Genomic DNA, 12,247 nt, shown 5'->3' on the forward strand with positions numbered 1-12,247 from the left:
GGAGCGACAGCGACATGGTCCTGGCCGACACGAGGTGGGCGCGGCAACCCGAGCCCCACGAGCACACCGAGCCCCACGAGCACACCGGGCCCGATGTGGGCGCCGAGCGCGACGAGGGGACGCGCCACCTGAGCGCCGCGGCCCACCTCAGCCGCGACTTCGCCGACGCGGCCCTGCGCGAACTGCTGGTCGAGCCGACCCGCCCGGCCGCACCCGCTCCCGGCGTGGACACCGCGGCCGTGCTCACCGAGGCGCTCGCCGCCAGGCTGCGCACGGACGTGGTCGACGTGCTCGTGCTGGTGCTGCTGGGCTTGACGTTCGTCTTCGCCCTCCCGCTGTCCGTGTTGTGGATCACCGCCGCCCTGGTGCTGAGCCTGCCGAAGCTCGTCCGCCTCTGGCGCGCGACGCGGGAGCGGAACGGCACCGCACGCCGCGTCCGTCCCGTCCGCACCGCGGTCGCCTTCCTCACCGTCCTCTTCTCGCTCGGCCCGGTGATCAGCACGATCGGCACCACGGGCGGCGCCGAAAGCCTCGCGGAGGACGCGTTCGAGGACGTGACGGGCCTGGTGCTGCTCGCGTTGGCGTTCATGGTGCTGCTGGCCAACCGCCTGGCCATCGCCCAGCACGTGACCGAACGCTTCGGGCCGCTGCGCCGCGGCGCCGGACGCCCGTTCGACCGTGCTCTGCTGCGCCTGGCACCGGGGTTGGCCGCACGCATCGACCAGCGCCACGGCACCGTGCTGCGCCTCGCTCCCGGGGTGTCCGAAGAGGACGACCTGGTCCCGCTCCTGGTGCACCGCGGCTACAACCCGTTCGTCGGCGCCGGTGACATCCATGAACCGTGGACCGTCGCCGTGCCCCTCGAACGCCGCTCCGAGGACCGGCCGGCCGGCGGGTCGCTCGACACCGCGACGCTCCTGGACGGCATCACGAGCAAGGTGACCGACCTGCGTGCCGCGTCCCTGCTCTCACCCAGCGGTCGACTGGGAGCGCTCGGCGTGGACGACTACGTGGTCGTCTCCGCGGAGGGCCTGGTCGACCACCTGCGCTACCCGGCCTCGGCGCCCTACCTCCAGCGCCCGGGTGTGCCGCCGTACACGCACGTGCCCCGTTCGCACGCGCACGAACTCCGCGACAGCCCGCTCGAGTGGTCCCGGTTCTACCGCCGGTTCTCCGTCGAGACGTGGGACCGCGACCTGGTGCTGTCCGTCTTCGTGCACGTGGCGATGGACGACTCCACGCTCTACCTGGAGTGGACGCCGTGCGTGCTGCGGCCCGTCAGCGCCGAGTTGAAGTCCGTCGACTCGGAGCCCGCTTCGGCGTGGGTGCCGGTGGGCCGTGCGCTCATGGACCTGGTCCTGCTGCCCGCGAGCACGCTCTCCCGGGTGGTGCGGCTGGCGACCCGCCCGCGTCCCCTCCCGCCGGACCGGGGTCGGGTGGACGCGGACAAGTACGGGTCGCTGCTGACGCTGCGGGAGATGGCGGCCGACACCGAGGTGCACAGCTACTTCCAGCAGGCCGACATCGAGCGCTACACGCACCTCCTGCGCACCAGGGTGACGCTCGCCGTGTCGGAGATCCTCCGGACGGCCGGCTACCACACGGCGTCCTTCGACCAGCAGGTCCAGTCGGTCGTCAACAACACCGTCAACACGGTCACCGTCGCCGAGGGCGGCACGCTGAGCGGGCCCGTGCTCCAGTCCGGATCGCTGACGGGAGACGTGGACATCACCGGCTGACGACGCCGTCAGTGACCGCCGCCGCAACACTCGTGGGGGCTTTCCGCCTCAACCGGGCGCAGAACGCCGCCGACGGCGGGCTCCACGAGTAGCACCAGCTCCCCGTCTTGGCAGACCGGGCGCAGGAAGCCCAGGGTTTCCACCAGGTCGGTCGGCGCGACCGGGACACCGATGCCGACCACCCGGTCGATCGCCGAACCGGCGACGACCTCCGCCGCCGGGTGCGTGCCGGTGAGCGCCGATTGGCCGGGGAACCGGATGCACCGGCCGTCGGTCCGTTCCCGGCCCGCCCGCGCGGCACGTGAAGCAGGCGAATCAGGGTCGACGTCGACGGCGACCGGGCCGCCCAGGGCCGCCGACAAGCGGTCGACGTCGACCTCACCCGTCACGTGGGCGGACAGCGTGGTGACGGCGACCGGCCCGAGCCGGTCGGTGTGCGTGCACACGAAGCCCGCCGGCACGTCGTCGAGCGCGGCCAGCAGCAGTGCGTCCACGTGCGCCGCGCCGTGCCCGCCGGGCAGGGTGGGCACGGCGCCGAGCCAGCTCATCAGACGACGTCGACGAACACCGGGTTCGCGTAGAACCACAGGTCCGCCCACGGGTCGGCGTCACCGATCACGTCCATCACCGGGTTGCCGTCCGACGTCGACCGGTTGCCGTCCGAACCGCGCAGCCGCAGGTAGAACGCGCCTTCGACACCGCGGAACGTGTGCGTGAACTTCACCGTGCCGCGCGCGGTGCGGTTGACCTCGAACGACTTGACCACCTTCGTCGCCGGCGCGGAGAACGCGTCGCGGTCGACCGCCGGACCGGTGACGGGGCCCGCGATCAGGTCCACCTTCGCCAGTCGGGGCACCACACCGGCGAAGTTCGCGGCACGGGCCAGGTCGACCTCGATCACCACCTCGACGTCGTCACCGCGCCGGACGAACGTGCGTCCGCCGATGGTGACGCCGCGGTTGTCGCCCTCGCCGAGCGACCGCACCCGCAGGTCCAGCCCATCGACGAGCCGCCCGTGCACCGCGACGACCTTGCCGCCCTGCATGCCGCGCATCAAGTCCACATAGGACTTCGAGTTCGCGCCGACGAGCGTCGAGCTGTAGTAGCCCGGCCAGTAGTCGCCGTAGACCTGCGGCGCGCCGGTGTCGACGGGAGCGCCGCGGGTACCGGTCTCGTTGTGGTTGCCGACGCCCGGCTTGTGGGTGTCCTGGTGCACCTGGTGGGCGTCCGAGGTCGCGGTGACCCACCACGGCCTGCCCTCGGCGAGCAGCGAGTCCCACAGGCCGCCGACCTTCGCGGTCATCCAGTCGAACCCGCCGTAGGTGCGGTACGGGTTCTCGGTCGCGGTCGGCGCGAAGCCCGGGAAGCTGTCCTGGTTGGGCGAGCCGTCGTAGTACCCGCGCGCGCCGCCGCGACCACCGTCGGCGGTCTTGATGCCCGCTGCCTGGTGGCCGGGCGCGCCCTCCATGCCCACCGCCACACCGGGCGCGGCGTCACGCCAGCCGCGGAACTCGTGCGGGCTGTCCACGCCGCGCCGGGCCGGGTGGTTGGCGAACATCAGCGCGATCTCGGTGCGGCCGGACAGCACCTGCGACTCCAGGTAGCGCAGGGCCGCCAACGCGTACGGCTCGCCGTCTGCCGACGTGGAGCGGGTGAGCACGCCCTTGCCGCCGCGGTCGACGGGGGTGGACAGGACGCCGCCGTCGTAGGCGGCCTCGAAGGCGCGCAGGATGTCCACCGTGGACCGGCCGGGCGGCAGGAACACGGTGGCGTGCTCGGCGCCCGGGATGTTCCACTCCAGTCCCTGGTAGACCAGCACGTCCCGGTGCGACTTGCGGGCCTGCTCGATGTCCGGCGCGACCAGGTCGACGGAGAACTTCTCGTGCGCCACACCGCCGTGGTCGGTGATGACGACCCAGTCCAGCCCGTGCTCGCGGGCCTTGGCGACCTGCTGGGCGACCTCGTACTGGCCGTCGGAGGAGTACTTGGTGTGGATGTGGTGGTCGCCCGCGTACCAGCGCCCGCGTCCGCGCCACGGGTTCACCGGCGTGGCCGGGCGGTCGTCGTGCGCGTGGGCCGCGGTCGCGCCGAGCGTCGTGGCCACGCCCGCCGCGCCCAGTCCGGCGAGGAAACGGCGTCGTGCCACCGAGAGCGGCCGGTCGTCACCGCTGTCGCGCCAGCTCCCCTCGACCTCTTCGTGGTGGTGCTCGTGGGAGTGGTCGTGGGGGTGGTGGTGCGACATGCGTTCCAGCTCCGATCTGACCCGGACGGCGGTGGTCGGAGCGAAGTATCGTCATTCGGCCATGAGTGGCGGCGGTGGTCGCGTGCGAACACCCGGTGAACATCCCTCTCCCCGCGCGAGCACACTGGCGCTGTGGACGGCAAGCGCAAGCGCGGCGAGTTGCGGATCTACCTCGGCGCGGCGCCCGGTGTCGGCAAGACGTTCGCCATGCTCAGCGAGGCGCACCGACGACGGGCCCGCGGCACCGACGTGGTCGTCGGCCTGGTCGAGACGCACGGCCGGGAGCAGGTCGAGGCGTTGCTCGAAGGCCTGGAGCGGCTGCCTCCCGACCACGCGGAACTGGACCTCGACGCCCTGCTGGCCCGTGCGCCGGAGGTCGCGGTGGTGGACGAGCTGGCCCACGTCAACGGGTCCGGCTCCCGCAACGCCAAGCGCTGGCAGGACGTCGAGGAGCTGCTGGACGCGGGCGTCGACGTGCTGTCCACGGTCAACGTCCAGCACCTCGAATCGCTCAACGACGTGGTCGAGCGGATCACCGGCGTGGCGCAGCACGAGACCGTGCCGGACGAGGTGGTGCGACGCGCCGAGCAGGTAGAACTGGTCGACATCACGCCGGAGGCGCTGCGCCGGCGCCTCGCGCACGGCAACGTCTACGCCGCGCACCGGATCGACGCGGCGCTGGGCAACTACTTCCGGATCGGCAACCTGACCGCGTTGCGCGAACTCGCCCTGCTGTGGGTCGCCGACCAGGTCGAGGTCGCGTTGCAGCGGTACCGCTCGGAGCAGCACATCACCGACACCTGGGAGACCAGGGAACGGGTCGTGGTGGCCATCAGCGGCGGCCCGGAGAGCGAGATGCTGATCCGCCGGGCCCGCCGCATCGCGGTGCGCGCGGGCGCGGAGCTGGTGGTCGTGCACATCATGCGCGGCGGTGGGCTGACCGGTGCGTCACCGCGGCTGGTGGCCGCGTTGCGGCGGGTCACCGAGGACGTGGGCGCGACGTTCCACACCGTGGTCGGCGACGACGTGCCGACCGCGTTGCTGGACTTCGCGCGCGGCGTGAACGCGACGCAGCTGGTGCTGGGGACGTCCCGCCGCTCACGCCTGGCGCGGGTGTTCGCCGAGAGCATCGGTGCGGCCGTCACCCAGGCGTCCGGGCCGATCGACGTGCACATGGTCACGCACGACGAGGCGCGTCGCGTCCCCCGGTGGCGTCTCGGCGGCGCGAAGGCCCGGTGGCGCAGCCTGCTGGGCTGGGCGTTGGCGGTGCTGCTGCCCGTCGCCGTGACGGGCGCGGGACTGCTGTGGCGGGACAGCCTGGCGTTCTCCACCGACGTGGTCGGGTTCCTGCTGGCCGCGGTGGTGGTCGCGCTGGTGGGCGGGCTCGGCCCGGCGCTCGGCGCCGCGTTCCTCGGGGCGGGGCTGCTGAGCTACTTCTTCACACCGCCGCGCTTCAGCCTGGCCGTCGGCACACCCGCGGCGCTGGTCACGTTGGTCGCCATGACGGTGGTCGCGGTGCTGGTCGCGCTGGTGGTGGACCGGGCGGCGCGGCTGGCCGAGCAGGGCGCGCGGGCCCGGACCGAGGCCGCGCTGCTCGCCTCCTACGCGCGGACCGTGCTGACCAGCCCGTTCCCGGTGGTCCGGCTGCTGGAGAAGGTGCGGGAGAACTTCGGGCTGGAGTCGGTGGCGTTGCTGGAGCGGCGTGACGGCGAGTGGGAACGGGTGGCGTGCGTCGGACCGAGTCCGTGCGCGGAGCCGGACGACGCCGACGTGGACGTGCCGGTGACGGCGGACGTGCACCTGTCGTTGCGCGGCCGGACGCTGCCGGCGGGGGACCAGCGGGCGTTGGAAGCGGCGGCCGGTCAGGCGTTGCTGGCGTTGCGGCAGCAGCGGATGGCCGCCGAGACCGCCGAGGCGCAGCGGCGGGCGGAGACGACCGAGCTGCGCACGGCGTTGCTGTCCGCCGTGGGTCACGACCTGCGCACGCCGTTGACCTCGATCAAGGCCGCCATCGGCAGCCTGCGCGACACCGGCCTGCGGCTGTCCGAGGAGGACACCTCCGAGCTGCTGGAGACGGTGGAGGTGTCCGCCGACCGGCTGACCGGGCTGATCGACAACCTGCTGGACTCGTCCCGGCTGGCCACTGGCGCGGTCGCACCGCAACTGCGTGCCGTGACGTACGACGAGGTGGTGGCGCGGGCCCTGGCCGGCATCGACGGGCGCGGCATGCTGTCCGTGGACGTGGCCGAACACCTGCCGCCCGTCCTCGCCGACGTCGGCCTGCTGGAACGCGTGGTCGCGAACGTGATCGACAACGCGCTGCGGCACGGCCGGCTCAGCCCGCGCCGGGTGGTGGACGTGGACGGCGACGGCCGGATCAAGGTGGACGAGCCGGAGATCGCGGTGCGCGCCAGCGCCTACGGCGACCGGGTCGAGCTGCGCGTCGTCGACCACGGCCAAGGGCTGCCGAAGAACACCGCGAGCGCGGTGTTCGCGCCGTTCCAACGCCTGGGCGACCGTGCCGCCACGCCGGGGGTCGGCCTCGGGTTGAGCGTGGCCAAGGGTTTCGTGGACGCGATGGGCGGCGCGATCACGGCGGAGGACACGCCCGGCGGCGGCCTGACCATGGTGATCTCGCTGCCGATCGCCCCGGTGACGGGCTGAGCGCCGCCACCGGGGTCCGAGAGGGGCGTCAGCCCTGCGGAGTGGTGCTGATCAGGGTCCACTTCACGGCCTTGAGGGTGCCGTCGGCGGTGGTGCTCTCGCCGACGATCAAGCCGCGGTCGTTCAACGCCACCGGCAGGGTGTGCGCGCCGCCGAGCGAGCCGAGGTAGGTGATCCTGCCGTCGCGCCACAGGAACGCGCGGGGCGCGTCGGGGTTGTCCGCCGAGGTCCAGCCGATCACGTCACCGCGTTCGTTGACCGCGACCGCCTCGGACGGTCCGGGCACGCCCAGGTCGACCGGCTTGCCGCCGCCCGGCCACAGCGTCGCCCGCCTGACCGCGTTGAAGCCCGTGGACCAGCCGACGACGTCACCGCGCTCGTTGATGGCCTGCGGACCGTTCGCCACCTGGCCGGACGGCGACAGCACGGTCACGCCGGCGCCTTCCCAGAGCAGCGCCTGCGTGCCCCGGTTGCCGACGATCACCCCGGCCTCGTTGATCGCCTCCACCGAGTAGCTGCCGGAGCCGGGCGCGGCGGCCAGCGGCTCGCACTTCGTGGTGTCGACGCAGCGGAACGCGTGCACGTCGGTGCCGAACATGGGCGTCTTCGACCCGGCGACGACCCCGGCGTCGTTGATCGCGTTCAGCGACAGGTGCGGGCCGGACAGCGGCAGCGCCGTGTGCTTGCCGTCCCGCCACACGGCCGCTCTTTCCTGGTGGTAGCCGTAAGGCGAGGTGGAGTACGTCATCGGCACCGCGCCGTTGTTGTTGATCGCCGACGCGGAGACCCAGCCCGATCCGGCCGGCGTGATGTCGGTGACCTTGCCCTCGTGCCAGATGAGGGGGCGCTGGACGTAGGGCCCGGCGCCGCTGACCGCGACGAGGCCGAGCACCTGGCCGATCTGGTTGAGCCCGGTCGGTGTCCCGGTGCCGAGGTCGGTGCCCGCGTTGCCGCGCGCCCACTGCACGGCGTGCGGCGCGCCGTTGCCGTAGGCGGCTCCGACGACCTGGCCGAGGTCGTTGACCGAGATCGTGCGGTGGGTCGGGTAGCCGGGCAGGCCGGGCAGTTCGGTGACGACGGCGGCTGCCCGCGCGGCGGGCGCGGTCAGCAGAGGCAGGGCCACGGCCAGGGCGAGAACGGCTGCGGGCGTGCGTAACTTGGGCATGGTCGCTCCATTGCGAGATGTCCGCTGAATCGATTTCGACGGTAGTCTGGGCGCAGTCGTACCGGCGACGGCCGGACAGCGGAATCGGGGGATCGTTGTCCGTCCCGGGTGTTCTGGCGCAGGAGGTCCTGGCCGCGCTGGGGGACGAGGTCGTCCCGCTCACCGGTGGCGTGGTCAACGCGGTGTGGCTGGCCCGCCACGCCGACCGGGTGCTCAAGACGAACGAGGCCGCGCCGCCCACGCTGTTCGAGATCGAGGCGGAAGGCTTGGCCGTGCTCCGCCGACACGGTCTGACGACCCCTCGGGTGCACGACGTCGGGCCCGACTGGATGCTGCTGGAGGCGCTCACGCCGCAGCCGCCCGCGTCCGACGCGTTCTGGGAGAGCGCCGGGCGGGCGATCGCCGCGCTGCACGACGTGCGCGGCCCGCGGTTCGGCTGGGACCACGACGGGTGGCTCGGCTTGCTGCCCCAGCACAACGCGTGGCACGACGACGGGCACGTGTTCTTCGCCGAGCAGCGGCTGCTCCGGTACCTGGACGAGCCCAAGGCCGACGCGGTGCTGACCGCCGACGACCGGGACGCGCTGGAACGGCTCTGCGCGCGGTTGCCGGAGATCGTGCCCGCCGCGCCGCCCGCGTTGACCCACGGCGACCTGTGGCACAACAACGTCGTGGCCACCGCGGCCGGCGAACCCGCGTTCATCGACCCGGCGGTGTCGTGGACGTGGCCGGAGGTGGACGTGAGCATGATGTTCTGCAGCGACCACTCGCCGGCCGGGTTCTTCGCCGCCTACCACGAGGTCCGGCCGCCGGAGCCCGGCTGGCAGGACCGGATGCACGTCCTGAACCTGCGGGAAGTGCTCAGCACCCTGGCGCACGAAGGTGATCGCTGGGGCGCGTTGGGCTACTTCCGCGACGTGGTGCGCCCGTTCCACCGGGTGCCGCGGTCCGGCGGGTAGGCCCGATCGAGTGGTGGCCGGCCGCCGAGCCGGGGTGACGGTGCCCCGATCACCGGCCGGTCGCGTCCAGCGGGTTCGCCGCTACCCGGTCCGTCCACCCGCTGCCCATCAGCTCGGCCACCGCGCAGCCGGGTTTGCGGGCGGCCTGCTCGTCGGCCCGCGCCAGGAACGCCTCCGCGAACCCGAGCCGCGGGAACCGGGTGACCACGTCGTCCTTGACCTGGTCGGTGAAGCGGTCCAACCCGCCACCGGACACGTCGGCGGTGACCGCGACCTGCAACAGGTGGCTCTCCGGGTCGTCGTCCGCGGACACGTCGTCGCGCATGTGCAGCACGATGATCTCGGCCAGCCGGTCCCGCCGCACCCGTCCCCAGCCGGCGCCGGCCGCGAACACCCAAGCCAGGTGGCCGCTCGCCTCCTCGAACGGCATGGTGTGGCTGTCGAACGGCGGGGTGAGCGCGAGGTCGTGCAGGAGCGCGGCCACGTACAGCAGTTCGCCGTCGTGCGGGATGTCCGCGGACGCCGCGTGCACGACGGCCCACGCGTGTGCCCGCAGCGAGTGGTTCAGCAACCACGGCTCGGCGTACTCGTGGCACACGTCGAGCGCCGCGGCGGCGGCCTTGGAATCAGGCGGGGTGAAGAAGTCCACGGCGTCCAGCCTAGGTGGAACGGCGGGGGATCACTCGGTGACCTGACGACCGTTCCGCCGGTCAGATGGTGGCCGCGAGGCGCGTGCCCTGGTCGATGGCGCGCTTGGCGTCCAACTCGGCCGCGACGTCCGCGCCGCCGATGACGTGCGTGACGACACCGCGTTCGGCCAGCACGTCCACCAGGTCGCGCACGGACTCCTGCCCCGCGCACACCACCACCGTGTCGACCTCCAGCACCCGGGGCCGTTCGCGCTTCGGCCCGAACGAGATGTGCACGCCCCGTTCGTCGATCCGCTCGTAGTTCACCCCGGTCAGCTGCTCGACGCCCTTGGCCGCCAACGCCGCGCGGTGCACCCAGCCGGTGGTCTTGCCGAGCCCCTTGCCGATCTTGGACGACTTGCGCTGCAACAGGTACACCTGGCGCGCGGGCTTCACCGGCTTCGGCGCGGTGACGCCGCCGCGCACCTGCGCGGGATCGGTGACGCCCCACTCGGACCGCCACCCGTCCAGGTCGAGGGAGGTGTGGGTGAGGAACTCGGTGACGTCCACCCCGATGCCGCCCGCGCCGATCACCGCGACCCGGTCGCCGACGGGCGCGCCGCGCCGCACGACGTCCACATAGGACAGCGCGTGCTCCACGCCGGGGATCTCGGGGATTCGCGGCGTGACACCGGTGGCGAGGACGACCTCGTCGAAGTCGGCCAGGGTGTCGGTGTCGGCCTTCCGGTTGAGGTGCAGCTTGACCCCGGTCAGCTCGATCCGCCGCCGGTAGTAGCGGATCGTCTCGGCGAACTCCTCCTTGCCGGGGATGCGCCGGGCGATGGCGAACTGGCCGCCGATGTCGTCGTCCGCCTCGAACAGCTCCACCGCGTGCCCCCGTTCGGCCAGGGACGTCGCCGCCGCGAGCCCCGCCGGACCGGCGCCGACCACCGCGACCCGCTTGGCGCGGCGGGTGGGGAGCAGCCGGAGCGTGGTCTCGTTGCCCGCGCGCGGGTTGACCATGCAGGACGCCTTCTTCAGCGCGAACGTGTGGTCGAGGCACGCCTGGTTGCACGCGATGCAGGTGTTGATCTCGTCCGACCGGCCGGTCTCGGCCTTGCGCACCCACTCCGGGTCGGCCAGGAACGGGCGGGCCATCGAGACCATGTCCGCGTCACCGCGGGCCAGCACCTCCTCGGCGACCTGGGGCATGTTGATGCGGTTCGAGGTGACCACGGGGATGCCGACGTGCGGGCGCAGCTTGGCGGTGACGTTGGTGAACGCGGCCCGGGGCACCGACGTGACGATCGTCGGCACGCGTGCCTCGTGCCAGCCGATGCCGGTGTTGATGATCGTCGCACCGGCCGCCTCGACCTCCTGGCCGAGCGCGACCACCTCGTCCCACGTCTGGCCGTCCTCGACCAGGTCGAGCATCGAGAGGCGGTAGATCAGCACGAAGTCGGGCCCGGCCGCCTCGCGGCAGCGCCGCACGACCTCGACCGCGATGCGGCGTCGGTTCTCCGGTGTGCCGCCCCAGCCGTCCGTGCGCTTGTTGGTGCGGGGCGCGAGGAACTGGTTGATGAAGTAGCCCTCGGAACCCATGATCTCGATGCCGTCGTAACCCGCCTCGCGGGCCAGGGCGGTGGCTCGGGCGAACGCGTCGACCTGCGCCCGCACGCCGCGGTCGGACAGCGCGCGCGGGCGGAACTTGCTGATCGGGGACTTGAGCGCGGAGGCGGACACGGTGAACGGGTGGTAGCCGTACCGGCCGGCGTGGAGCAGCTGGACCGCGATCTTGCCGCCGTTCTCGTGCACGGCTTGGGTGATGGTGCGGTGGTCGCGCGCTTCGCGGTGCGTGGTGAGCTTCGAGGAGAACGGGTACAGCGAGCCCGCCAGGTTGGGGGAGAAGCCACCGGTGACGATCAGCCCCACACCGCCGCGCGCCCGTTCGGCGAAGTAGGCGGCGAGCTTGTCGAAGTCCTTGGCGCGGTCCTCGTTGCCGGTGTGCATGGAACCCATGAGGACCCGGTTGGGGAGGGTGGTGAAGCCCAGGTCCAGGGGCTTGAGCAGGTTCGGGTAGGCGGTCATCGCCGTTGGTCCTCTCGCATCGCGGCCAGTGCTTCGTCGCACCACTCGACCAGCCCCTGCTCGGCCCGGATGCCGCCGCGCAGGATCAGGTACTGGTGCAGGCGGCGGCCGGACAGGGCCGACGGGTCGGGGAAGTCCTTCTTCTCGAACGCGAGGTAGACGTCGAGTCGTTCGGCGTGCAGGTCGCGGTGTCGGGCCAGCTCGGCGATCACGGCTCCGGCGTCGCCCAACGACGCGCCGCGCACCTTCACCGCGAGGTCGTTCCGGACGGTCTCGGGCTCGCCGGGGGAGGAGAGCCAGCGGGTCAGCTCGGCGCGGCCACCGCCGGTGACCTCGTAGACCTTCTTGTCCGGGCGGCCATCCTGGGTGACCTCGTGGCAGGACACCCAGCCGAGGTCGACCATGCGCTTGAGGGTGCGGTAGATCTGCTGGTGGGTGGCGGCCCAGAAGAAGCCGATGGACTTCTCGAACCGCTGGGCCAGTTCGTAGCCCGAGCCCGAGCGCTCGTCCAGCGACACCAGGATCGCGTGCTCCAACGCCATGGCGGTGACGGTAGCCGTGCAACGGGGTGCAGTGCAACTAGTTGCATAGGTCACCGCGAACCGGGCGGGAAATGAATTCGAGGCGAAAAATGACAAAGGCAAGGAAGTCGTCGACTCCTTGCCACTTTCACCATATAGCACGACGGGGGTCTTGCGGCAAGGCCCGGGTCGTACCGCAGAATCTCCGGCCGAAGCCGGAAATCGTGGAATGCAACAGGC

At 72.3% G+C, this 12,247-nt stretch carries 9 protein-coding genes; 3 read left to right on the forward strand and 6 right to left on the reverse strand.

Features of this window, described 5'->3' with window-relative positions; all coding sequences use genetic code 11:
• The first annotated feature begins 14 nt into the window (after positions 1-14).
• Positions 15-1,739, forward strand: coding sequence for a hypothetical protein (locus OQ02_RS32415; protein WP_033442463.1), 1,725 nt, complete (start codon positions 15-17; stop codon positions 1,737-1,739).
• 8 nt (positions 1,740-1,747) lie between these two features.
• Here the strand turns inward: OQ02_RS32415 and OQ02_RS41535 are convergent, their stop codons facing one another.
• The gene (locus tag OQ02_RS41535; protein WP_051773067.1) at positions 1,748-2,287 is read right to left on the reverse strand and encodes a hypothetical protein; all 540 of its coding nucleotides are present in this window, start codon (positions 2,285-2,287) and stop codon (positions 1,748-1,750) included.
• Positions 2,287-3,981: a PHP domain-containing protein gene (locus OQ02_RS32425; RefSeq protein WP_033442464.1), complete on the reverse strand. Its 1,695-nt coding sequence runs from the start codon at positions 3,979-3,981 to the stop codon at positions 2,287-2,289. Before OQ02_RS32425 ends, OQ02_RS41535 begins: the two co-directional genes overlap by 1 nt.
• Before the next feature lie 132 nt (positions 3,982-4,113).
• On the opposite strand from OQ02_RS32425, the gene OQ02_RS32430 reads away from it, so the two are divergent.
• The gene (locus OQ02_RS32430) at positions 4,114-6,645 is read left to right on the forward strand and encodes a DUF4118 domain-containing protein (RefSeq protein ID WP_033442465.1); all 2,532 of its coding nucleotides are present in this window, start codon (positions 4,114-4,116) and stop codon (positions 6,643-6,645) included.
• 28 nt (positions 6,646-6,673) lie between these two features.
• Here OQ02_RS32430 and OQ02_RS32435 read toward each other — a convergent pair whose 3' ends face one another.
• Positions 6,674-7,810 carry a hypothetical protein gene (locus OQ02_RS32435; protein WP_081916098.1) on the reverse strand — a complete coding sequence of 379 codons (1,137 nt, stop codon included), beginning with the start codon at positions 7,808-7,810 and terminating at the stop codon, positions 6,674-6,676.
• Between the two features lie 95 nt (positions 7,811-7,905).
• Here OQ02_RS32435 and OQ02_RS32440 point away from each other — a divergent pair, with 95 nt between their 5' ends.
• Positions 7,906-8,769, forward strand: a complete 864-nt coding sequence (locus tag OQ02_RS32440) for a fructosamine kinase family protein (protein ID WP_033442467.1) — start codon at positions 7,906-7,908, stop codon at positions 8,767-8,769.
• 49 nt (positions 8,770-8,818) lie between these two features.
• Here OQ02_RS32440 and OQ02_RS32445 read toward each other — a convergent pair whose 3' ends face one another.
• From OQ02_RS32445 to OQ02_RS32455, 3 genes are all read right to left on the reverse strand, one after another.
• Positions 8,819-9,418, reverse strand: a complete 600-nt coding sequence (locus OQ02_RS32445; protein ID WP_231500321.1) for an HD domain-containing protein — start codon at positions 9,416-9,418, stop codon at positions 8,819-8,821.
• 61 nt (positions 9,419-9,479) lie between these two features.
• On the reverse strand, positions 9,480-11,486 hold the full coding sequence (locus OQ02_RS32450) for an NADPH-dependent 2,4-dienoyl-CoA reductase (RefSeq protein WP_033442469.1): 2,007 nt from the start codon (positions 11,484-11,486) through the stop codon (positions 9,480-9,482).
• A complete protein-coding gene (locus tag OQ02_RS32455; RefSeq protein ID WP_033442470.1) occupies positions 11,483-12,028 on the reverse strand; it encodes a PadR family transcriptional regulator in 546 nt (181 codons plus the stop codon). Before OQ02_RS32455 ends, OQ02_RS32450 begins: the two co-directional genes overlap by 4 nt.
• Positions 12,029-12,247 lie beyond the last annotated feature (219 nt).

This window comes from Saccharothrix sp. NRRL B-16314 (assembly GCF_000716595.1).
In the GTDB taxonomy this organism is placed as follows: domain Bacteria; phylum Actinomycetota; class Actinomycetes; order Mycobacteriales; family Pseudonocardiaceae; genus Actinosynnema.